Below are 22,477 nucleotides of genomic sequence, written 5' to 3' on the forward strand. Positions count from 1 at the left end.
TGTGATGCAGGTCACATTTGCAGCCTGCTGAGCGTTTCCCTGCTTACGCCCAGATAATTTGCCAGCAGCTGTTTGGATATCTTCTGGACAAGATCCGGGTATTGGTTAAGGAATGCGTCATAACGTTCTCTGGCAGAATGGGACATCAGCGAAACGATCCGCTTTTGCAAAGCAATATATCCGAAATTAGATTTAACCCTGAAAAAATGTTCCATTTTCGGAAATTGTAAATGCAAAGCTTCCATGTCCTGGTATGATATGCCGATAAGCTCCGAATCGGAAAGACACTGAACCGACAGCGTAGATGGCTCCTGCTTAAAATAAGCCTGAAAATCTGAAATCCACCAGTTTTTGCACGCAAACTGAAGGATATGCTCTTTACCTAAAGCATCGGTAAGGCTGCACTTCAGAAGACCTTCCGATACGAAATACATATAGTCAACATGCTGATTTTCCTGAATGACAAACTGATGTTTCCGGAACCTGAAAGAGGAATAATAACCTTTTATCAGTTCATATTCGGCATCAGTAAGGTCAATAATCTCACACAGATGGTTACGGAATGTGTCATTCATTTTAATGAGAATCTTTTGTTGACATTAAAATTACAATATTTTGCACAGACCGCCACCATACAGCCTTATTATGCAGACTAGTGTGATTCTACGGCATAACCGATAGGCTTGAAGGAATAATTATTTGACATCTCTGCTGAACAGGCTGTAATTCCTACAATCAGGTCCATTTTGGCTTCTATAATAATGTGGTCACCGGCTTTGCTTTTTGGCGGCAGCACACTGATCCTGCCTGTTTCACCATCTACCGCGACATGCATAAAGATATTGAAGCAGATGGGAATTTCATCCGGGCTGATACCAAAGGGCTGCAGCGCCTCACAAAGATTTCCGAAGCATCCCCGGTGCGGATTTGCATCGCCGTAGATAATACGGAATGTATCTGCACTGCACGGCGTAAGGAGAAAATCGTGCCGGCCAACAGTATCTTCCACAATATCAAACATAATATTGCTCCGGTTGGAATAAAACGGATTGCCTTTTGTCAGGAAAATGGTTTCGGCATAATCGATGGTCCTGCCGGAAGATAGATATTCTTTGGTATCATGCTGATTAAAGCAGATAAAATCGGAAACCTGTTCCCCCTGGATATCGGTTACCCTGAGACGCTCTCCCTTTTTTAGGATAAAGGCTGTTCCGCTGCGTGGTGGTATAGTATTCATAAATGTTTAGGTTTAAAAGGACATTCCCAGCTGCTGTCGTATTGCATTCCACTATATTGATATACCTCAGAGGACGCCCCGAAATCCTGAAGCATAGGATTAATGGATCCGCTGAGTGCCTCATCTCTCTTACGGACGATATTTTTCATTTTATCATACCGTTTCAGATGACGCAGTTCCTCAAACTGCTGGTGGGGATTAAAGACAATAGCCGGATATTTGAATCTGCGGGCAGGCCGGCTGCTGGCCGGATTGAGACCGATCACGAAAAACGCTTCTTCTTTCAGGCTGAAACTGAACTGGTCAGATTGGGGATCCGGGCTGACTCTTTGATCGTAAGGATAATTTTCTCCGTCAAGATCGGAAAGTGCCTGGAGGCGCATCCATAGTAAACGTTCAAACATCATCTCATCTATTCCGCCGGCGTCAGGGAAAATAACACAGGCCGTATGGAAATGATTTTCAGCATTTCGGTAAGAATCTACAAAATCATAGATAAATTCCAGGATCTGCCGGTCATCTTTCGGACAGGCTATATGCCCGGCAACAAAAAGTTTCATCTGGTCCCTGTTAAGTGCAGCTTTGGCAGCAACACAGGGAAAGGAAGCATCGTCAATAAATGTCCTGAAAGCTTCTTTTGCTATTTCCTGATGATTTTCTGATATCAGAACAGGATCTGTTTTGGTTGTGATTGTGGTGGGTGTCATACCCATAAAAATCTCAAAGGGTATGCCACAAAAAAAACTGAATGACAATATAATAGCAACCAATCAACAATCAAATCACTGATAATCAACAATTTAATATGTCGTTATTTTTATTTTAATAAATTTTACTTACACAAGCTACTATACAGTAATAATATTTTAACAATTACCAATATATATTAAAAAATTAATCAAAATAATGACTAAAAACGAATTTTAATCTAATTAAATATAATATTTAAATCATAAAATGAAAAATAAGAAAAATTTTCAATAGTAATAATCTATAAAATTAAATATGTTAAATTATCACCCATATTTAACAAATAACATCCTTACACTTCAAAGATTGGTCCGAAATCCATACACAGCTGAAATCCCGCTAAGATCTGATATATCATCAGACATTTGAAAGGTTTTCTGCTGATAAGCATGGTATTGAAATTTAAATTTCTTATGGCCTGATATTTTCTTATCAATGATTTGATAAATAAATCGGATAATTTTTATCTGATATTTTGCTATTTTTTACTTTCTCACTAAATTTGTAAAAATCAAATTCATGAACTATAAGTTTGAATTAAAAGGGCCGGGATCTAGTTCTAACATTGTTTTTAATACTATTGTATTTGACTCATTCAAGATAAACATCATAGAAAGATATGCAGGGCGCCCCAACGCTCTGAAATTGTCTCACGTTCTCTTCAAAGTACGGACGCTGGACGATCAGCTGATTAACCGCAAAGACGGCAACGTAAGGGTGAAAATTAAGGATGAAAATCTGGTAAAGTATAAAGACCTGATCAAGAAACTGTACTCGTATGACTATAAAAATAAGCTGATCAACCGTAAGGAAGCAGATCAGGATTATGTCTATTTCATTCTGGACCTGGTTATCCGTAACTACCAGTTGAGTTAAGATCCGTATCACTCATTTAACAGGCAGCTTGCTGTCTGAATTGTTGGAGGGAGCTTATGGCTCCGGATCAGCATTTCATGCCGGAGAAACTGTTGGTAAGATATAAGTTCAGCTTTCCGGATAAATGAAAGATAAAAATTTCCCGCAGGCCAGGATTGTTTACCTGATCTGCGGGAAATTTTTGTGCCCGGATGTTATGATCCGGATGCATTCCATATTTATTCTGCCAGGTGATTCCGTTTAAGGAAAGCTGTTATCTCCGCCCAGGTCATCTGTCCCGCAATGGAGTTCGGGTTGGCATCATAGGCATGCTCTCCGTAAGGCATTTCCACATATGTGACCGGAAGTTTCAGTTCCCTGGATTTCTTCACGAAATTCCTTATCGCTTCTACATTCACTACATGGTCAATTTCACCGGTCAGGATCAGTGTAGGAGAAATCCCTTCTGAAAGATGGTCAATAAGGTTCAGCTGCCGGAAGCGCTCCGGAAACTGGGCAGGACTTCCTCCCATATACTTATTCATCGGGTCATACAGGTCTACGGTTTTTCCTTCCCGGAGTTTCTGGTACAGATCTGAAAGGCTGACCGGCGGGTACAGCGCAATAACAGCAGCTGGCGGAGCTACCCGGCTTCCGTCATAGGAATGGACAACACCGTCCCGTAAGCCTATATCAGCCTGCATCACAAGCCCTCCTCCCGCAGAACCGCCCACAAGGATCATTTTTGAAGGATCGATATTGAACTGCTGAGCATGTTTCCTGATGTAACTCATGCAGGTGGCTACGGAATTAACTGCACTTTCATATGTCTGGCGGTCTTTTTTTGCCAGAGGGTATTCAATCCCGAAAGAAGTATAGCCCCTTTGCGTAAACCAGTTGGCCGCATATCCGAGTTGGTCCCGCTTCCCTTCGATAAAGGCCCCTCCGTGAACCAGCACAACCGGAATCGTAGGTTTTCCTGAAGGATTGGCCGGACGGTACACATCAAAAAGCTGCTTTTCATTGTAGATCGTCAGGTAATGGTGGGTTTCATTAGGCCTGATAGGTTTCTCATAGCCTTTAAGGCTTGTAATAACTGAGACCTTTGCATCATACCTGGTAGCTGTGCGGAGCATGATCAGCATAAAAATAAGCTGACCGGCCAGGAACAGGATGCCCAGAATCAGGTTAAACTTCCATATTTTCTTTCCTGTATCCTGTTTTTTAAAATACAGGAAAGCTATGATGCATAAGACCAGTGCAAGAAGGATAAATCTCGAATTGAACTGTGTTTCGAACAGGCTGCTGTACCCGCTTACATACATAGGCCATTTCAGGTAAACCGAAAGGGTTAAAAGTGTGCACAGAAGCAGGATGATCATCAGTATAACTGCAAAAAACAGGTTGATAAACTTTTTCATTATGACGTTTTTATAAGATTTTAATTTTTGATTTCCTGAAATTTTACATCAGGCTTCATGAGGTTTCCGGTTTTAAGGATAACTTCCGAAACGGAAATACGGAGACTTTTTTTCAGGACTATATTCTGCGATGAATTTCCGAGCCTTACCTCATAATTTCCGGGGGCCATTTCCCAGGATGAAGTTACGGAATTAAAGGAAGACAGATCATAATATGGGATGCTCATAGAGAAAGACTGCGACTTACCGGGTTGAAGGTTTTCGGTCTTCACAAAAGACTTAAGTTCCTGGAGCGGATGGTCAAGACTTCCTTTCGGAGCAGAGATATACACTTGCGCAACCTCTTTTCCCTGAACTTTTCCGGTATTGGTCACAGTAAAACTGACACGCAGCATTTTTGCGGCAGGGTCATCTTTTGTTTCCAGTCCCGAAAAGGCAAAACTCGAATACGATAAGCCGTACCCAAACGGATAAGCAACAGGGACATGGAATGTATCATAATACCTGTACCCCACGTAAATGCCTTCATTATAAACAGAATTTAACGGAAAATCCGCAGGAGTTCCAGGAAAAGATCCGGCAGAGGGCACATCTTTATAATCTCTTGGAAAGGTCTGGGCGAGTTTTCCGGACGGGTTCACTTTGCCGGAGAGGATTTCCGCTACGGCATCCCCTGCCTCCTGACCGGGTTGCCAGGACAGCAACACTGCATCGGCAAGGTCTTTCCAGCTTTGGGTTTCGATGACGCCTCCGATATTCATAATGATGATGAATTTCTTGTTCTTTCCGTGAAAAGCCCGGCTGATTTTTTCAATCATTGATTTTTCATCATCCTGAAGGTAAAAGTCAGATACAGGACGGTCACCGCTTTCGCCGGCATTCCTGCCAATGGTGAATATGGCGAAATCATTTTCCTCTGACGCCTTAACGATTTCCTGGTCGGAAAAATCCATTTCCCGGATCCTGATATATTTTGAAAGGCCGCCTTCACGTTTCCTCCTTTCGATCTGAAGACTGTCTTCCCGCCTGATATAAGGAAGATACTTAACGGAAAGCCGGCGATCTATTTCAGAACCTTTATTTTTCAGGCCTTCCATTAATGAAATAACATAAGCCTCGTTTACGTCTCCGCTTCCGGTACCGCCGGAAATAAAATTATAAGAGGTATTTCCGAAAAGCGCAATTTTCTTTCCGTTGAGCTTCACCGGAAGGCTGTTGTTTTTATTTTCGAGCAATACCATACTTTCTGTTGCGGCCTGCCGGGCAATCTGCGCATGGGCTTTCAGGTCAGGATGGTCAGAATAGCGGTAATTCCCGAAAACCGGTGACTGAACAATAATTTTCAAAATACGTCCGGCACTCTCATCCATGGCAGATTGTGTAAGTTTTCCGGATTTTGCCTGCCGAATAACTTCCTCAATCTGTTGCGGCGTTCCCGGCATCAGCCAGTCGTTTCCGGCATTGATCTGTGCAGCCACATCAGAAACCTTGTTGGCACGCACCTCATCTTCGCTTCCATACCCCCCGAACCAGTCGGTCATCACCAGGCCATTAAACTTCCACTCGTCCCTTAAAATACCGGTCAGCAGATCTTTATTCTCAGACGCATATACGCCGTTGATTTTATTGTAGGATGTCATTATGGCCCATGGCTGCGCATTTTTAACCGCGATTTCAAAACCTTTAAGGTAGATTTCCCGCAACGCCCGCTGCGAGATATGTTCATTTACCCCAAAACGGTTGCTTTCCTGGTTGTTGGCTGCAAAATGCTTCAGGGTTGCCCCCACTCCATTGCTCTGAACGCCGTTGACATAAGCCGAAGCCATCGTTCCGCTTATGAGCGGATCTTCGGAAAAATACTCAAAGTTCCGGCCATTCAGCGGATTTCGCTGGATATTCATTCCCGGAGCAAGAAGCAGGTCTACGCCGTATTCTTTGGTCTCGTTGCCTATGGCATAGCCTATTTCCTTAACGAGTTCCGGATTCCAGCTGCTCGCCAGTGCCGTAGCAACAGGAAAAGCGGTGGCATAATATTTTTGGGTACTGCCGTCCCGCTCCGGCCGGATGCGGAGCCCGGCCGGACCGTCCGCCAGAATCAGTTCGGGAATATGGTATTTTGGGAATGCCTGGTTCTTGCCCGCACTTCCGGGGACTTTCATTTTCGGGGGATCAGGTAGTTTAGTGAGTCCTACCCATCCCGGCATGCCGGTTCCCACCAAAAGCCTGGCTTTTTCTTCAATGCTCATTGAGCGAACGACATCTTTAACAGCAGTTTTGCCCAACTGTGACTGTTGGGCAGAAACTGCAACGGATACCGTTGAAACAAAAATAAAACTGATATATGAGAAACGCATGATTTAAAATTTGTAAGTAACAGTTAGGTATCCCGAAGTCGGTGGAATCGCCACAGTGAAATAAGGCGTATTGTTCGCGACCGCCGCATCGTATTCCGCCTGCGTAAAGCTTTCAAATCCTGCCAGCTGCTGTACCAGGGATCCCGGGCGCTGATAGCTCATTACCCCGTATTTATTCAGGATATTATTGACGTTGATAATAGCACTCAGGTTTTTCGTAAAATTATACCCTACTCCGAGGTCGAACTGGGAAAATGCAGGCAACTTATAAATATTGGTATTGCTGCCCTCCCTTTCGCCGAGGTAACTCCAGGTAACGAATGCGAAAGCATTGCCTATCGTGAGATTCGGGGTGATGTTGGCAATGATCTTCGGAGTATAGGCAACGGTGGTTCCGGAATAGGAAACAATCTGGTCGTCGGCAATTCCCGGCTTGTTGAGATTCCAGTAGAAGCCTTTTTTTACTTTAGGGTCCTGCAGGGTAAGCACGGCACGGATGGTAAAATGGGAACTGGGTTTTATATTGGTTTCCACTTCCACGCCCCACGTTTCATTTTCATTGTATAGCGTGGGTGTGGTATAGAATCCTCCGGCACCGTTATCCGCCATAGCTCCTACCGGGATATTTTTCAGAACACTATAGAATGGCGTTACGAAGGCATCAAAGTAAGTCGTCTTTGCTTTCAGCCCCATCTCAGCCTGCTGGGTTTTCCTGGACTGCGGGTTCAGCAAGCCGATGGTTTCTTCCCTGTTGGAGGCAAAGAAAATATCCAGATCCGGGGCTTTGCTTCCCTGGGAATACCTGCCGTAAACGGCAAACTTATTATTGAACTTATAGTTAACGGCCGCAGAATAGGAAAAATTATCGATCTGACGGCTGTAGCTCACATTGGTGAGCCGTACCAGGGTATTGTTGTCGTAAATAGTATATGGATTATTATCAGGTCCGCCTTGCAGGGATACTGTTCCGTTCTGTGTTGCCGTATTGGTCAGGAAAGTTCGTGTGTTGTCTCCTTTGATCCATACTTTTTCATAGCGTACCCCCCAGTCTACCGTCAGGTTTTCGGTAATATCCCAGGTATGCCCGAAGAATGCGGCCCCCTGTTGCTGTTTTGCCCGGAATTCCAGTAAATCTCCCGTGCTTCCCGCTCCCTGGGCGAAACCATCCTTATTTGTTACCTTAAAGGCTCCGGGAATCAGGTTAAAGGGATTGGAAGCGGTAGGATACAATAATCCGCCGGTGAAATCCAGTGTCAGCATTCTCGGACGGTTTTCCAGTGTGGTGAGTGCAATCCCATTGATTCCGGAAAACCTCCAGACATCGGAATAACCGTAATAGCCTCCGAAAGAAAAATTCATATTCCTCCATTTCTTATTGATGGTCAGCTGGGACATGGATTCCTTTACTTTATTCTCATAAAAGTTCAGGGGTGATAAGATGATGGAATTATTCTGTACATTTTGCCCGGGCAACAGATTTTTGGTCACATTGTAGGTAACACCGGTAGCACCTACTCCTGCATTCACAGAAGCCAGCTCCTGGCCGGTAAGGGCATCACGGAAAGAATAAGTTCCCACTCCGACAGTTCCCATCAGCAAAGCATAAGGCACGTTATCCGTAAGGGAAGTAACAAAGGTATTCCCGATGCTGTTCTGGGCTACGCTGTTATCGGCGTACTTGCTGGTCAGGAACAGTTTCCAGTCATTTCCAAGGTCATGGTCCCAGTTAACAGCCACAGATCTGTATTGGTTCCCGACCAGTCTTCCGGAATTGAAATCCACATTCCCGCCATGAATAAAATCCTGTGAATTGTACTGCAGTTTTGGGATCAACAGCGAAGAACTGCTGCTGAAACCTTCCGCAGGTTCAGGATCCGTATAGCTTCTTGTAGGGATGAGCTGTGCATATCCGTTATGGTCATTCAGGTATTTCAGGAATACCTTGACGCTGCCGCGGTTATATTTCTTCATGATATTGGCTTTCACCTGCCCTCCGTTATTAAAAGGATACCCGGGATACCTGGCTCCCAGGTCATAGCGGTAGAATCCACCGATATTGTAGAACCAGTTGTCTCCCAGCGGTCCGCCGAAATCGGCATCGATCCTGTGGAAACCGGAATTGTCAGCTCCCTGTACCCCATACTTTGCCCGGATTTCACCGGAGAATTTATTACCGCCGGTTTTAGATATGTAATTGAAAATCCCCCCCGGCGCATTGGCAGCCGTAATGGAAGCCGGTCCGCCACGTACGGCGTCAATCTGTGTTATGGTAGCATCTGCCCTCAGGAAAAAATCGGGGCCGTAATTAAAATAAGTGGTATTGGTAACCGGGAGGCCGTCTTCCTGCATAGAAATGTATTCATAGGCGAAAGTCCCGTCTGCAGATCCTGCGGAAATCCCCCGTGAGGAAACATTATTCCGGATTTCGCCTAGGGAGGAGTTCACATAAACTCCGGGAACATTTTTCAGCAGGTCCGCGGCACTGTTGGGAACCTGGCGTTCGATCAGTTCGCTCTTCAGCACCGAAATAGCGACCGGGGCGTTCATCCGCGTCCTTTTATCGAATACCCCGGTGACAATCACTTCATCAATATTGGCTGTTTTCGTGGTATCAGCCTTTTTCTGCTCTTGTGCTTGTGCCAGTACCGTTGCAGAAGCAGTAAAAAAAAGCAGTGCAATGCTTATTTTAGAATGCAGTACTTGAGTTGTTCTCTTCATAATAAATCGTTAGTTGATTCCATATTTATTTAACCAGACAGCCATGTCCGTGAACACCGTCTGCTGGTCTGCAGGTTTTTTCTCGATTTGATGGCCGGCACCGGGAACTACCACCAGCTTGTAAGGGGTACCCTTGGCTTTCAGTGCTTTTTCAAGGATATAGGCCTGCGGGATTGGCACTACCTCATCTTTGTCCCCATGGATGATCATTATCGGGATTTTGTTCACGTAGGCTACAGGGCTTGTTTTGGCATAGGCAGCCGGAATTGCATCTCCTGGATTCCATACGGTAGTATTCCCTGACATTTTATCCAGGACTTCAAAAAGATTGGCAGCCTTAACATATTTTAGGGTTTCGACATCGGTGAAATCTACCGGCCCGCAACGTTCTATAATCGTCTTGATGTCCGGGTTTTTCGTATATGCATACATCATTGAAACATGAGCTCCGGAGCTTCCTCCGGTAATGGAGAAGCCGCTGCTGCGGGTATTCCATTCTTTTGAATGATCGGAAAGGTATTTTACCACATGGTCCACATCATCCAGGAGCTCCGGAAAGGTGCGTATCTTCTTTATTGGCATACCGGTAATTGATATTGGCCACCGCAATACCATGGGAAACCAGGTATTCGGAAAGCTGATTGTCAAATTTACGGTCTCCCTGGGTCCAGGCTCCGCCATGGATATTAATCACAAAGGCTGATTTCGGGGAACGGTCTTCCGGAAGGTAAACATCCATTACGTTTCTTTCAAAATCCCCATACCGCACATCTTTCAGGACTTCAGAAGACCAGCGGTGCTGTGACGAGGAAGTTTTCTCAGGCGTTTTCGTTGCTGTAGAGCATGAGGCTGCACCGGTTAGGGCCAGTGCAAGCATAAGGGTTTTACAATAATTTATCATATGATCTTTTTTATGTTTTTAAAAGTTTTTTAAGGATTTTCCCGGTGGCACTTAAGGGAAGTTCTTCGATGAACTCAATGATCCGGGGGTATTTGTATGCCGCAATCCTCTGTTTGGTCCATGCTATAATGTCACTTTCAGAAGCGGTACTTCCCGGCTTTTTTACCACAAAGGCCTTTATTTCTTCCCCCAGCTTTTCATCCGGATGGCCTACTACGGCTACCAGGGAAATATCGGGATGCTTGATCATCAATTCTTCCACTTCCCGCGGATATACATTCATGCCGCCACGGATGATCAATTCCTTTTTCCGGTCGACGATAAAAAAGAACCCGTCATGATCTTTTACCGCTATATCTCCGGAAAAGAGCCAGCCGTCTTTCAGAACTTCGGCGGTTTCCTCAGGCCTCCTGTAATACGATTTCATGACATTGGGACCCCGGAATATCAGCTCTCCCTTTTCACCTTCCGGAAGCTCATTTCCTTCATCGTCTACGATCCTGACGTCCACACCCCAGATCGGGGTGCCGATGGAACCGGCTTTTACACCTACTTCAAGCTGGTTGAATGTAACGACCGGTGATCCCTCAGACATGCCATAGCCTTCAATGATAGGAACGCCGAACCTGCCTTTGAATTCGTCAATAATTTTTCCAGGAAGCGAAGCTCCGCCTGAGATGCAGATCCTGAGTCCTTTAATGGTATTCCTGTTTTCTTCGGAATCCTCTTCATTCAGGAGAGACCAGTACATGGAGGGCACGCCGGCGAAGATCCGGATGTTAAATGTCCTGATAAGCTGGTAAACCGTTTTAGCCTCGAATTTCGGAAGCAGGATAAGGTGCAGGGATTTGCGGATGCCCGCAAGCATCATCACGGTTAGCCCGAAAATATGGAACAGAGGAAGTACGACCAGCTGGGCCTCAAATTCTTTGGACCCTACTACTCCCGTACAGGTTTCGGCATTGGAAAACAGATTGATATGGGACAGCTCTGCGCCTTTAGGTTTGCCGGTGGTTCCGGAAGTATAGAGGATCACCGCCGTATCTTCCGCGGAGGTCATTCGGCACTCAAAAGATTCTTCCTCATCCTTCATGAAGTCATCTAGGCTGAGGATATCACCTGAAACAGGCCCGATGCCTATAAAATGCTTACAGCTTTCTGTTTTATCAAAACCTTCTTTACCAAACTGTCCGGTCGGCAGCTCAGGTGTTCCGGCAAAGCAGAAAAACAGGATGCTTTCAGAATCTGAAAGATGGTAGCTGATTTCATCTGCCTTCATCAGGATGCTCAGAGGCACCACGGAGGCACCGGTTTTCAGGATGCCGAAAAAAATCACGGCAAACTGAGGAATGTTCGGGCACAGAAGAGCGACCTTATCCCCATGGCCAATGCCTTTCTTAGCCAGTGCATGGGCTACCTGGCAGATCTTTTTATGGAAGACCTCATAGGTTAAAGTGGTTACCCCGGAACTTAAGGCATGTCTTTCGGGGTTCCTTTTAGCACTCTGTTCCACTAAAAATGATAGGTTCAGCATAGAATCCGTTAATATTGGGTTAACATTCAAACGAAAAAGCCTTTATACAGGCACTTTCCGTGTTTCTTTATCTTAACTCCAAATTAATCATCTCACTGACAGGCAATGAAACGAAAAGGAAATTTCATGATACGAAAAAGGAATTTGTAATAGGGTGTATAATGCAACGAACGCTCAAAAACACACTAATAATAATGGTTGATGAGCGTTCGTGTATTACTGTTTAATTTTTCAGAGGCGTTCTTCGGAAGGCAGTTTACCGAAATACCGCTGGTAGAGTTGTGAAAAATGTCCGCGGTTATTATACCCGATGTAATCCCCGATTTCGCCAATAGGCTTTTCAGTTTCCAGAAGCAGTTTTTTGGCTGTTTCCATACGGGTTTTGATGATGTACTGGCGGATCGGGAGCTGGGTGTAATTTTTAAATCCTTTTTTCAGGTCGCAGTTGTTGAGCCCGCAGTAACGGCTGATTTCCTTGATGGCCAGATCGCGGAATGCGTGGGTATCTACGAAATCTTTAGCCAGCTTTATCTTTTCTTCCAGCGCTTTTTTGCTTTCAAAGGTCTTCTCATCAGAGAGCAGGTAATGGATCCAGTAGCTCAGGAATTCCAGGATGCGGCTTTCCAGGATGATGCTGCCGGAATAATCTTCAAAAGGGGTATCGAAGATGGTTTTCAGCTTATCGCGGCTCAGGTAGTTGCGTTCGGCATTTTCCAGTTTTTCCTTTAAAAGACCATTGTCTTTTGAAAAAAGGCTTTTCGGGACAAAAATCCTCATGCCGTCTACATTGGTGGTATCGTGCTCAAATTCTTTTTCTCCGTTGATGAAGTTGCTGCTGATCTTACCGTCTGTGCTGATCCGGAAATCCATCAGTCCATTATCGCCTACTTTATGGGGAGAATGGAAAATGGTCTTTTCCCCGAAATCCCATTTGCCCCGGAAGAAATGGAAATTCTTTTTGTTGAACAGGATGAGTTTTCCCGAACCCAGATCTTCCGGCATTTCCAGAAAAGTAGCATTCAGGAAATCCTTCTGATCAAAACTGTAATTCTGAAGCAGGCCGTATTTAAAGCCCTCAGCTTCAAGGTAAGGAAGAACCAGTTCCATAGAAATAATTTTTATCTCTCGGGTAAGTTAACATTTTTTTAATATATGACAAAAATCATATAAATTACCTGAATATTTTTTGAGCGAACTGATTGAGGCACCTCCTCCAAGTGAGCCATTCATGGTAGGTTCCGGGAGATTGATAGGCCGTGAAAGCATAGTTATTGCGGTGGAAAAAATCGGTCAGAGTACGGTTGAAATCCTCAAAACGGCTGCCCTCTTTTTCCCCGATTCCAATGAAGAAGTACGGTTTTTTATCTGACGACAGCAAATTCTGAACAGGCAGTTCCTTAAACGGTTCGTTTTCCGTAGCTTCATAAATAACAGGACTGAAGGCTCCAATCGCAGAAAATGTATCCGGATGGAGTACGCCGATCAGCATGGCCTGGTAACTGCCGCGGGAAAGGCCGGCTACCGCCTTCTGGTTTGTGGTCCGGTATTTTTCATCTATGTAGGGGATCAATTCTGAGTTCAGCCATTGATCAAGGTTTTTGGAGGAAAGGACCGTCCTTGGGTAATTATCCGGCATTTTTTCCTGTTCGGGGGTTAAAGCTACCCCGTAATCCATCACCACAATCATTTCTGTAGCTTTTTTTGCTGCAAAAAGATTGTCGAGGATATTGTTGATGTGGCCCTGCTTTTCCCAGCCGGTGATATCTTCTCCGGTTCCGTGGTAGAGGTAGAGGACCGGGAATTTGCTTTTGCCGTAATCGGGAGGAAGGTAAACTTTAAACTTCCGCTGCTGCTGCGTAGTTTCAGAATACAGGCTGTCATCCACAATTGTACCGTGTGGCACTTTTTTATGAAAGAAAAAGTCTTCACCTGACGGAATTTCTATCCCGCTGGTAGGCTGGCTGTATCCGAAATAGAGTTGGGTATTGGGATCATTGGTCCTTTTCCCGTCCACATTGAACCAGTAATAATGGAACCCTGGCTCCATAGCTGAAGTATGGATGTTCCAGTAGCCGTTTTTGTCTCTTACAGCCTTAGATTTGATCTCCTTCATGCCGTCACCGCCCTCCAGGACCACAGATTTTGCTTTTGGAAAATAGACTCTGAAGCTGGCTTCATGCAAGGCATTGATTTTGGGGTATTCCCTGCCGCGAAGAGCCGTAGAGGATGTTTTCCAACCCTGGGAAAAGAATATCTGGGAAAATAAAAAGCTGATGAATATTGTAATTTTCATAGGTGATTTCTTGAAGGTATTATTTGAGCCTAAATATATAGGAAAATTCATAATGTTGGTCATTAAGGAGGTATTGCGGATGCGGAAGCGACCTCCAGCTGTCGTCCCCGCCTACGCCACGCTGCTTAAGGTCTATATTCAAATAGATATTTTTACGGGGCGGCAGGTCCGTAGGATGCTGCTGTTTCTTCGTATAGCCCGGGTCCAGGTCTTCCGTACTGTGATGGATGGCGGTAAAGTTCAGTTCCTGAAGGCCTGCTACAGCAATCCCGTGGCCATCATCATCCAGGAGTTCCAGCCAGCGGACGCCGGTCCTGTTTCCGCTTTCCTGCGGGCGGATATAGCCTTTGTAATACTGGTTTTCTGTAGTGTCGCTGTAGATTCCTACAAAGGAAGCTTCATTCCTGTCCTGGTAATTTTCGTAAGGACCCTGTCCGTAATACGTGAGGTGATGAAAATTTCCGGGAAGGACCATCCGGCTGCCGAAGCGCGGCATTTCAGGGAGTTCAGTCTGAAGTTGGATAGAAAAAGTCATGGCTATATCCGCATTATTCCTGATGGTATACCGGATCTGATAGGCTGCATTTCCGAGGGAATAATCACAGGTGATCTTTAAACCCTCCGGGCCTTTAGGAAAAACACTTACTTTTTCCAGCTTCAGCTCATGGTGAGCATTCCGCCAGAACCCCAGTTTTTCGGGCATTTTATTTCCGAAGTCATTATCGGTGGGCGCCCTCCAGAAATGTGGCACCGGAAGTTCATTCAGGGTAACCGATCCATTGGAATATTGTGTGAACCTGCCTTTTTCTTTGTTAAAAACACCATGGGTATTTCCGGATGAAAAGCTGATCTCGCGCGGGCTTTCGGTGATGCTTAAAGCTCCCGGAGCTTCTGTTTTCCTGGTGAAGAAATCACCGGAAACCTTCATCTGTTCCCATGCGAGGGCGGTTCCTTCCGGCAGGATGCACCAACGGTGCTTTGTGACGGCTTTAAAATTGATGAAGTATTCCTGATCTGCACTGATTTCAGGGTAATCAACCTTAACGGTTCCGGATTGGCCGGGCCTCAGTTTAAGGCTGAATGTTCCGGTCTTAACCACTTTTCCGTTTCCAACAATTTCCCAGAGGAAATCAAAATTTTCGGTACCGGCAAAATTGTAGTTGTTCGTAACTTCAAAAATACCTGACCGGATATTTTTAGGTGAGAAATCAAGGTACTGATACACTTTCCTGACTTCATAAGCACCTGGATCCGGCGTCCTGTCCGAGCTTAAGATCCCGTCTGCGACTCCGTTCTCATCGTTATAATACAGGAAGCTGCCCAGGTCTCCGCCGTACGCGTAAAAAACCTGGCCGTTCAGGTCTTTGGTTTTCAGTCCCTGGTCTACCCAGTCCCAGATAAAACCGCCCTGCATGTAGGGAGATGAACGGATCACCCTGAAGTAATCCCCGAAATTGCCGTTGCTGTTCCCCATGGCATGGGAATATTCGCACATGATGTATGGCCGCTGCTGATCTTTCCGCTGTGCAAACTGCTTCATGCTTTCAAATGACGGGTACATCGGGGCAATCACGTCGGTATTCCAGTTTTCGTGGGCCTGTTCAAACATCACCGGCCGACCCGGATCGTAGGCTTTTACCATCCGGTATGTTTTTTTGAAGACCGGGCCGTTGCTGCACTCGTTACCCAAGGACCAGAGGATGATGGACGGGTGGTTCTTGTCTCTTTTAATCATCCTTTCCGTCCTGTCGAGATGGGCGTTTTCCCATTCCGGAAGGTAAGCGGGATGATGCAGCGTATCCAGGCCCGGGGAGTTGGCATCACCCATGCCGTGGGATTCGATGTTGGCTTCATCCACCAGGTAGAGACCGTACTGGTCACAGAGTTTATAGAATTCGGGATCATTAGGATAATGGGACAGCCGGACGGCATTGATGTTGAATGATTTCATCAGCAGAATGTCTTTCAGCATCAATTCCTTTGAGGTATAATGACCGGTTTCAGGGTCGTGTTCATGACGGTTGACGCCGTGAACCCGGATCGCTATTCCGTTCACACGCAGCTGCCCGCCCTTGATCTCCACCTTCCGGAACCCGGTTTTTTCGGCTATATAGGTTTCGGAATCTCCGGTTTTTAAAGAAAGTAAAACGGTATAGAGATTTGGGAATTCTGCGCTCCACTGTTCCGGTTTACGGATGCGGGCTGCAAAACGGATGGTCTGCATGGAATCGTTCTTCAGGATAATATTTTTCTTTCCTGAAAAGACCTTTTGACCGTTAGGATCCAGCAGCTGCAATTCCAGCAAGGCTTCGCCATTATTGGCGTTTCGGAACTTCCGTACATCAATATCAGCGGAAAACAGGCCGTCCTTTAATGTAGAATCAAGGTCTGCCCTAAGGAAGTAATCCCATACCGAAACATCCGGAAGCCGGTACAGGTAAACATCCCGTTCGATTCCGCTAAGCCGCCAGAAATCCTGGTCTTCCAGGTAGCTGCCATCGCTCCAGCGGAAGACTTTTACCACCAGTTCATTGCCTTTTTCCTTCAGGTAACGGGTGATATTAAATTCGGCGGGTGTTTTAGCATTCTTGGTCATGCCTATTTTCTGCCCGTTCAGCCACACAAAAGCACACCCGGAAATGGAACCGAAATACAAAATGGTCTGCCCGTCTCCAAAAGGCTTGTCAAAACTTTTGCGGTAGATCCCAACCGGATTATCATTCCCGACGAACGGCGGGTTTTTAGGAAAGGGATACGGGATATTGGTATAAATAGGAATGCCAAAACCCTGCAGCTCCCAATTGGAAGGTACACGGATGTTTTTCCACTGTCCGGGGACGGGTTTTGAAAAATCAAAGTCGGCCTGCCTGTAATCCGGATGGAATTGGAAATCCCAGTTTCCGTTCAGGGTTTTGTAATTGGCTGATGCGGTGTAGTCCCGTTTCAAAGCAGAAGCGGCATGATCAAAAAGCACAAAGCCGGTATGTGGTTTTTCTTTTCCTTTCCCTATATAAGAAGGATTTTCCCAATCGTTGGATTGGGAAAATGCCATTGAAAAAACTATATAAAAACCAAATATTAATAGTCGTGTCTGATGCACCATGAATGTCAGGTTATTTCTTTTTTGTATGGATGATTTTCATTTGTCCTTTTCGTCTTGATCTGTTTCCCAGAATACATATAGCTGATCCCCTTTTCCAAACAGGACAACAGAGTTGCATGATTGTGTTTTTGATGCTCCGTTGCATCTGTATCAGGGTAGACCGGATGGATAACGGGTCCGGTTGCGATCAGCTTATAGGTATCCTGTCATTTGTGTTGTACGGCCTGTTATTTCAAGAATTGCCTGACCATCCGGAATATAATATCGGTGCTTCCGGGCAGGGGCATGCCGTGGGCATAGCCTGCATAGACGTGCAGTTCTGTAAAGTTGCCGGCTTTAATGAGGCGGTCTGCATAAGCGATGCCGCTATCCCGAAGCGGATCTGTTCCGGCGACAAAGACCACGGTAGGTGGTAGATTGGACACATCGCTGATGTTCCCCGGCAGGACATATTTTTCTTTCGGGTTGCCGTTTTTACCGATGTAGAGGCTTTCCATAATCGGAAAATCTTCGCTTTTCAGTCCCGGTACCCTTTTCAGTTCAATGGCAGAAGGATAGTCGGTACGGAAGTCTCCCGGAAGGATTTCCAGGATTTCCAGACCTATCTTCGGGCCTTTTTTATCCCTGGCGAACTGGGCCAGGCTTCCGGACAGTCCGGCCCCGGCGCTGGAGCCGCCTACGGCGATCAGCGCCGGGTTGCCGCCGATGCTGTTCGCGTATTCATATGCCCACTTCAAGGCTGCGTAGGCATCGTGAAGGCCTGCCGGAAACGGATTTTCCGGGGCCAGTCGGTAATCGACGCTGATCACGACCATATGTCCTTTTACGGCATAATCGGCACAGCGCTGGTGGTCCCATTTCGGGGTCCCGAAAATAAATCCGCCGCCGTGGAACCACAGGAATACCGGAAGGTTCTTCGCATTTTTTGGTTTATAAATCGTTACCGGAATTTCAGGATCTTTAGGATCCATTCCGGGAATTTTAGATTGGGTGACTTCCACACTGTCCTTATTTTTAAGCTCGGGCCAGGGTTTATCGGCATTCTCCTTCCGCTGTTTTTTAATCTCATCCAGCGTGATTTCTGTAATTGGTGTATACACTGCAATCGCAAACTGCGGAAGCAGCCGCTTTCCGGCCTCTTTAAGGGTCAGGGGTTTGTATTCCTGGGAAAACAGGAGTCCGGAAACCAATAAAAACAGGAGTTTCAATATGGGATTTTTCATAATAATAATGTGTTGTTCAGGAAATCAAATTTAACCTTATCCTATTTCCCTGAGGATACGAAAAAGATATTTGATGATACGAAAGGGGAATTAGCGAAAGAGCAATACTAAGGTATGGGCCGAACTGTTGAAACCGTGAATGTATGAATTAGCTAATCGCATTTCGCTAAAACACTTATATACATTATGAAATATAAGGCATTTTTTTAATGCTCAATAGTATTCCTCAAACTTAACTTTTTTTATCTTTCTCGGCTATATGATAACGTAACTCTTGATTTTCCTGTTCGAGTTTTTGTATGTACTTTTTCTGGATTTCCCATAGTGAAAGTGGAATATTATAATGGTTTGTTTCAGCTTTATTGATGGGATTATCATTTGAAATAAATATTTGAGGTGTATCCTCTTCCAAGATATCATCGATAGAAACACCAAGGATATCTGCCAGTTTCTTCCATTCTGAAATTGAAATTTTAACTTCACCTTTTTCCCTACGATTATAATTAGAAGTATCCATACATAAAGCTTTTGCAATATAGGCCTGGCTGAGTTTTTTATTCTTTCTAACGAGAATTAACCTGTGTTTAATCATCTTATGGTGAATTTTACACAAATTTAAACATAAAATATAAATTCGCAATAAAAACGCAAATAAATTTCATATTCTACGTGTTTTTCTTTTCTAAATTTGACATACTAACTTTTTTAAAAAAAAATCATGAAAAATTTGCAAAAACTTTCCAGAAAAGAATTATCTTTAATTTCGGGTGGTGATGGTGACGAAACAGCTAGAACCTGTCATTTGAATTACACAGGAACACTTTGGGGTGAAGATATGGTCATTACCAGCGTGGGCGACGGGCCGTGTCCAAAATCCGGCAGAACGAAGTGTTACAGTTACACCCAGACCGGGCCAAAATGTGAAAAATAACGTAATAGCTGGAGTCAACTCCAGCTTTTTTTAAATTACTATGAGAGCAAAGATTATATACATCCTGACAATACTATTAATGACCAACCTGATGAATGCTCAGCAGTCATTCAGATTTGTCTATGAATATTCCTATGCACCAGACTCAACAAATGTAGAGAAGAAAATTAAAGAAACTTATTATCTTGATATTAGGGATGATCAGGCACTATTCTACAATGTTAAACACAAGTCTCATGACACATTGTATATTAATGACGATTTTCTGTACTCTGATTTTGATTATCGCATTGTTCAGCATAAAGCTGATCCTACAGTAACAGAATACTTTAACATATCCGATTTTGCCTATGCAGTCAAAGATAAAGTCGAGTTTAAATGGACAGTCAATAGGGCATCAGATAAGATATTGGATTATAATGCTCAGGAAGCTGTATGTAATTTCAGGGGAAGGAAATGGAAGGCATGGTTCGCAAAAGACCTTCCTTTTCAGAATGGGCCCTATAAATTCAGTGGGCTTCCCGGACTGATCGTGAAAATTTCAGATTATAAAAACACCCACACCTTCACTCTGATAGCCGTTGAATCTTTAAAGGAAAAATTAGTTATTGTTCCTGAAAAAATGATTGACATCAACAAGGCAAAATTTAAAAAAGTCCTTGACGGATTCAGAAATAATTCTCAGAAAGAATTAATGAATATAGAAGTTACATCTACTGAAGATGGCCTGACCAATGAAGAGTTTAAAAATAAAATGAAGGAATACTATAAGCGGAAGCATAAAGGCAATAATAATTTTATTGAATTGGAATAATTGCTTATTTACCTTTTACAAATCTGCCTTTACCTTTATAAAAACTCACCCGCTACAAAATTGCTTACTACAAACTTTACTTTTTAACGCAAAGCTTTATTCTCCAAATGCATATTTCAAGCGAGCAAAGAAAAGAATCAATACATTGATTCTATGAAGCATCCTTCTTAAGCGGCTTCGCCACCATAGCTTTGCCTTCTTAAATAAAGCAGGGTGACTCATGGTCTTTGCGTCACATATTTAGCATTTCGTCTTTTTAAGAAACCCACTCATTGGCAAATACCTTTTAACGCAAAGCTTTATTCTACAAATGATATTTCAAGAGTGCAAAGAAGGGAATCAATGCATTGATTCTTATGAAGCATGCTTCTTAAGCGGCTTCGCCGCCATAGCTTTGCTTTCTTACATAAAGCAGAATCATAGATGATCTTTGCGTTAAAGATTTAGCCTTTCGCCTTTTTAAAAATACACTTATTCGCAAATACCTTTTAACGCAAAGCTTTATTCTCCACTCCCTTATTTCAAGAGTGCAAAGAGGTGAATCAATGCATTGATTCTTATGAAGCTTGCTTCTTCAGCGGCTTCGCCGCCATAGCTTTGCCTTCTTAAATAAAGCAGGGTGACTCGTGGTCTTTGCGTCACATATTTAGCATTTCGTCTTTTAAAAAAATCTACTCATTAGCAAATACCTTTTAACGCAAAGCTTTATTCTCCACACCCTTGTTTCAAGAGAGCAAAGAGGTGAATCAATGCATTGATTCTTATGAAGCTTGCTTCTTCAGCGGCTTAGCCGCCATAGCTTTGCCTTCTTAAATAAAGCAGGGTGACTCGTGGTCTTTGCGTCACATATTTAGCATTTCGTCTTTTAAAAAAATCTACTCATTAGCAAATACCTTTTAACGCAAAGCTTTATTCTCCACACCCTTGTTTCAAGAGAGCAAAGAGGTGAATCAATGCATTGATTCTTATGAAGCTTGCTTCTTCAGCGGCTTAGCCGCCATAGCTTTGCCTTCTTAAATAAAGCAGGGTGACTCGTGGTCTTTGCGTCACATATTTAGCATTTCGTCTTTTTACAAATTCACTTTTTAGTAAAATTGCCTACTCACATTTTAACGCAAAGCTTTATTCTCCAAACGCAGATTTCAAGAGTGCGAAGAAAGGAATCAATACATTGATTCTATGAAGCATGCTTAGTCAGAGGCTTCGCCGCCATAGCTTGGCATTCTTAATTAAAGAAGAATAATAAATGATCTTTGCGTTATAGAATCAACCTTTCGCCTTTTTAAAAATTCACTTTTTAGTAAAATTGCCTACTCACATTTTAACGCAAAGTTTTATTCTCCAAACGCATATTTCAAGCGTGCAAAGAAAGGAATCAATACATTGATTCTATGAAGCATGCTTAGTCAGCGGCTTGACATTATTAATAAAGGATAATCATTCATGGTCTTTGCATGACTTAATTTTTCCTCTCCATCCACTCATAAAAATGCTCATCTACAATTTGCTTCCAGATCTTCTCGCTTTCGCCAATTCCCTCCAACTCTCCAACTCTAAAACCCTCCAACTCTCCCACTCTAAAAACCCTCCACCCCACAACTCACCTCCTCCTAATCCCCCGCTCCAGCAACACCTTCCCGGCATCCAGCATTTTCGTCAGGTGGATGAAGGGTGTGATGAGGTTATTTCCGGGCAGGGTGTGGCAGGCGCCGAGGGAGAAATAGACGGCTTCGCTGAGGAAATCGTCGAACTCATCGAGGGTGTAGGCAGTGAAGGCATTTTTGAAGGTGAGGAAAGGATGGTGGTATTCTTCATCGGAGAGGTTGCCTTGCAGGAGTTCGGAGGGGCGATCCGAGGATTCATCGAGGAGCCATTGTTTGGTTTTGAACTGCATGAGGTAGCTGCCGCGGACAAAAGACCGTACGTAATGGCAGAACTCCAGGACTTCCACGGGATCGCGGTTGATGCACGCGCGGCGTTTCATGGCGTATTGCATGATCTCGAACAGCAGGTTTTTGGCTTCGGGTAGTTCATAAAGGTTGAAAAATGTGGTGATGAGCCTGAGCCCGGAATGTTTGATGCGGCGGGTATGCCCTCCGGACAAGAAATCTGGGGTATTTTTTTTCATAGCAAATGTTTTTTGATCGGGCAGCTGCCGGTGGGCGCGGAGGCTCCCGGAACACTTCCCTGGATTGTCCTGTTCTGTTGTGCTGACAGGCGATGAACCGTCTGCCGGTGTTTTAAAAAAGCTTTCCTGATGCCCTTTGGCGAGAAAAAGAACCGGGTAACCAAAGGATCAAAAGCAGTGGCCGCCGGGCACCGGAAAGCAGCAAATACGCACGG

The 22,477-nt window shown here is 44.4% G+C and carries 18 protein-coding genes; 3 read left to right on the top strand and 15 right to left on the bottom strand.

Going from position 1 to position 22,477, the window contains the following annotated elements; translation table 11 throughout:
* Positions 1 to 11: 11 nt before the first annotated feature.
* From QE404_RS09780 to gntA, 3 genes are all read right to left on the bottom strand, one after another.
* Positions 12 to 575, bottom strand: coding sequence for a Crp/Fnr family transcriptional regulator (locus QE404_RS09780; RefSeq protein ID WP_307449957.1), 564 nt, complete (start codon positions 573 to 575; stop codon positions 12 to 14).
* Positions 576 to 652: 77 nt separating this feature from the next.
* A complete protein-coding gene (locus QE404_RS09785) occupies positions 653 to 1,237 on the bottom strand; it encodes an urea carboxylase-associated family protein (protein WP_307449961.1) in 585 nt (194 codons plus the stop codon).
* A complete protein-coding gene (gene gntA / locus QE404_RS09790; protein WP_307449964.1) occupies positions 1,234 to 1,944 on the bottom strand; it encodes a guanitoxin biosynthesis heme-dependent pre-guanitoxin N-hydroxylase GntA in 711 nt (236 codons plus the stop codon). Before gntA ends, QE404_RS09785 begins: the two co-directional genes overlap by 4 nt.
* Before the next feature lie 562 nt (positions 1,945 to 2,506).
* On the opposite strand from gntA, the gene QE404_RS09795 reads away from it, so the two are divergent.
* Positions 2,507 to 2,863, top strand: coding sequence for a prevent-host-death protein (locus tag QE404_RS09795; protein WP_307449967.1), 357 nt, complete (start codon positions 2,507 to 2,509; stop codon positions 2,861 to 2,863).
* Between the two features lie 218 nt (positions 2,864 to 3,081).
* Here the strand turns inward: QE404_RS09795 and QE404_RS09800 are convergent, their stop codons facing one another.
* From QE404_RS09800 to QE404_RS09850, 11 genes are all read right to left on the bottom strand, one after another.
* A complete protein-coding gene (locus tag QE404_RS09800; RefSeq protein ID WP_307449970.1) occupies positions 3,082 to 4,263 on the bottom strand; it encodes an alpha/beta hydrolase in 1,182 nt (393 codons plus the stop codon).
* 20 nt (positions 4,264 to 4,283) lie between these two features.
* Positions 4,284 to 6,617, bottom strand: coding sequence for a beta-glucosidase (locus QE404_RS09805; protein ID WP_307449974.1), 2,334 nt, complete (start codon positions 6,615 to 6,617; stop codon positions 4,284 to 4,286).
* 3 nt (positions 6,618 to 6,620) lie between these two features.
* A complete protein-coding gene (locus tag QE404_RS09810) occupies positions 6,621 to 9,335 on the bottom strand; it encodes a TonB-dependent receptor domain-containing protein (protein ID WP_307449977.1) in 2,715 nt (904 codons plus the stop codon).
* A gap of 9 nt (positions 9,336 to 9,344) precedes the next feature.
* On the bottom strand, positions 9,345 to 9,917 hold the full coding sequence (locus QE404_RS09815; protein ID WP_307453856.1) for an alpha/beta hydrolase family protein: 573 nt from the start codon (positions 9,915 to 9,917) through the stop codon (positions 9,345 to 9,347).
* On the bottom strand, positions 9,874 to 10,236 hold the full coding sequence (locus QE404_RS09820; protein WP_307453857.1) for a hypothetical protein: 363 nt from the start codon (positions 10,234 to 10,236) through the stop codon (positions 9,874 to 9,876). Before QE404_RS09820 ends, QE404_RS09815 begins: the two co-directional genes overlap by 44 nt.
* Before the next feature lie 10 nt (positions 10,237 to 10,246).
* Positions 10,247 to 11,770: a long-chain-fatty-acid--CoA ligase gene (locus tag QE404_RS09825; RefSeq protein ID WP_307449983.1), complete on the bottom strand. Its 1,524-nt coding sequence runs from the start codon at positions 11,768 to 11,770 to the stop codon at positions 10,247 to 10,249.
* A gap of 231 nt (positions 11,771 to 12,001) precedes the next feature.
* On the bottom strand, positions 12,002 to 12,877 hold the full coding sequence (locus QE404_RS09830; protein WP_307449986.1) for a helix-turn-helix domain-containing protein: 876 nt from the start codon (positions 12,875 to 12,877) through the stop codon (positions 12,002 to 12,004).
* A gap of 64 nt (positions 12,878 to 12,941) precedes the next feature.
* Positions 12,942 to 14,063 carry an alpha/beta hydrolase-fold protein gene (locus QE404_RS09835; RefSeq protein WP_307449987.1) on the bottom strand — a complete coding sequence of 374 codons (1,122 nt, stop codon included), beginning with the start codon at positions 14,061 to 14,063 and terminating at the stop codon, positions 12,942 to 12,944.
* Between the two features lie 19 nt (positions 14,064 to 14,082).
* Positions 14,083 to 17,115 (bottom strand): glycoside hydrolase family 2 TIM barrel-domain containing protein, encoded by a 3,033-nt coding sequence (locus tag QE404_RS09840; protein WP_307453859.1) that lies wholly within the window; start codon positions 17,113 to 17,115, stop codon positions 14,083 to 14,085.
* 278 nt (positions 17,116 to 17,393) lie between these two features.
* The gene (locus QE404_RS09845; protein ID WP_307449996.1) at positions 17,394 to 18,389 is read right to left on the bottom strand and encodes an alpha/beta hydrolase; all 996 of its coding nucleotides are present in this window, start codon (positions 18,387 to 18,389) and stop codon (positions 17,394 to 17,396) included.
* Positions 18,390 to 18,621: 232 nt separating this feature from the next.
* Positions 18,622 to 18,981, bottom strand: coding sequence for a helix-turn-helix transcriptional regulator (locus tag QE404_RS09850; protein WP_307449999.1), 360 nt, complete (start codon positions 18,979 to 18,981; stop codon positions 18,622 to 18,624).
* Between the two features lie 126 nt (positions 18,982 to 19,107).
* Here QE404_RS09850 and QE404_RS09855 point away from each other — a divergent pair, with 126 nt between their 5' ends.
* Positions 19,108 to 19,320 (top strand): hypothetical protein, encoded by a 213-nt coding sequence (locus QE404_RS09855; protein WP_307450001.1) that lies wholly within the window; start codon positions 19,108 to 19,110, stop codon positions 19,318 to 19,320.
* Between the two features lie 40 nt (positions 19,321 to 19,360).
* Complete coding sequence (locus QE404_RS09860; RefSeq protein WP_307450004.1) at positions 19,361 to 20,134, top strand: GLPGLI family protein; 774 nt, start codon at positions 19,361 to 19,363, stop codon at positions 20,132 to 20,134.
* Positions 20,135 to 21,734: 1,600 nt separating this feature from the next.
* Here QE404_RS09860 and QE404_RS09865 read toward each other — a convergent pair.
* A complete protein-coding gene (locus QE404_RS09865) occupies positions 21,735 to 22,262 on the bottom strand; it encodes a hypothetical protein (RefSeq protein ID WP_307450006.1) in 528 nt (175 codons plus the stop codon).
* Between the last annotated feature and the right edge of the window lie 215 nt (positions 22,263 to 22,477).

This window comes from Chryseobacterium camelliae, assembly GCF_030818575.1.
GTDB lineage: Bacteria > Bacteroidota > Bacteroidia > Flavobacteriales > Weeksellaceae > Chryseobacterium > Chryseobacterium camelliae_A.

What these genes read in the sequence shown, in the direction of transcription:
- QE404_RS09780 (WP_307449957.1), bottom strand. Translation starts at nt 575, where the DNA reads ATGAATGACACATTCCGTAACCATCTGTGTGAGATTATTGACCTTACT.
- QE404_RS09785 (WP_307449961.1), bottom strand. Translation starts at nt 1,237, where the DNA reads ATGAATACTATACCACCACGCAGCGGAACAGCCTTTATCCTAAAAAAG.
- gntA (WP_307449964.1), bottom strand. Translation starts at nt 1,944, where the DNA reads ATGACACCCACCACAATCACAACCAAAACAGATCCTGTTCTGATATCA.
- QE404_RS09795 (WP_307449967.1), top strand. Translation starts at nt 2,507, where the DNA reads ATGAACTATAAGTTTGAATTAAAAGGGCCGGGATCTAGTTCTAACATT.
- QE404_RS09800 (WP_307449970.1), bottom strand. Translation starts at nt 4,263, where the DNA reads ATGAAAAAGTTTATCAACCTGTTTTTTGCAGTTATACTGATGATCATC.
- QE404_RS09805 (WP_307449974.1), bottom strand. Translation starts at nt 6,617, where the DNA reads ATGCGTTTCTCATATATCAGTTTTATTTTTGTTTCAACGGTATCCGTT.
- QE404_RS09810 (WP_307449977.1), bottom strand. Translation starts at nt 9,335, where the DNA reads ATGAAGAGAACAACTCAAGTACTGCATTCTAAAATAAGCATTGCACTG.
- QE404_RS09815 (WP_307453856.1), bottom strand. Translation starts at nt 9,917, where the DNA reads ATGCCAATAAAGAAGATACGCACCTTTCCGGAGCTCCTGGATGATGTG.
- QE404_RS09820 (WP_307453857.1), bottom strand. Translation starts at nt 10,236, where the DNA reads ATGATAAATTATTGTAAAACCCTTATGCTTGCACTGGCCCTAACCGGT.
- QE404_RS09825 (WP_307449983.1), bottom strand. Translation starts at nt 11,770, where the DNA reads ATGCTGAACCTATCATTTTTAGTGGAACAGAGTGCTAAAAGGAACCCC.
- QE404_RS09830 (WP_307449986.1), bottom strand. Translation starts at nt 12,877, where the DNA reads ATGGAACTGGTTCTTCCTTACCTTGAAGCTGAGGGCTTTAAATACGGC.
- QE404_RS09835 (WP_307449987.1), bottom strand. Translation starts at nt 14,063, where the DNA reads ATGAAAATTACAATATTCATCAGCTTTTTATTTTCCCAGATATTCTTT.
- QE404_RS09840 (WP_307453859.1), bottom strand. Translation starts at nt 17,115, where the DNA reads ATGGCATTTTCCCAATCCAACGATTGGGAAAATCCTTCTTATATAGGG.
- QE404_RS09845 (WP_307449996.1), bottom strand. Translation starts at nt 18,389, where the DNA reads ATGAAAAATCCCATATTGAAACTCCTGTTTTTATTGGTTTCCGGACTC.
- QE404_RS09850 (WP_307449999.1), bottom strand. Translation starts at nt 18,981, where the DNA reads ATGATTAAACACAGGTTAATTCTCGTTAGAAAGAATAAAAAACTCAGC.
- QE404_RS09855 (WP_307450001.1), top strand. Translation starts at nt 19,108, where the DNA reads ATGAAAAATTTGCAAAAACTTTCCAGAAAAGAATTATCTTTAATTTCG.
- QE404_RS09860 (WP_307450004.1), top strand. Translation starts at nt 19,361, where the DNA reads ATGAGAGCAAAGATTATATACATCCTGACAATACTATTAATGACCAAC.
- QE404_RS09865 (WP_307450006.1), bottom strand. Translation starts at nt 22,262, where the DNA reads ATGAAAAAAAATACCCCAGATTTCTTGTCCGGAGGGCATACCCGCCGC.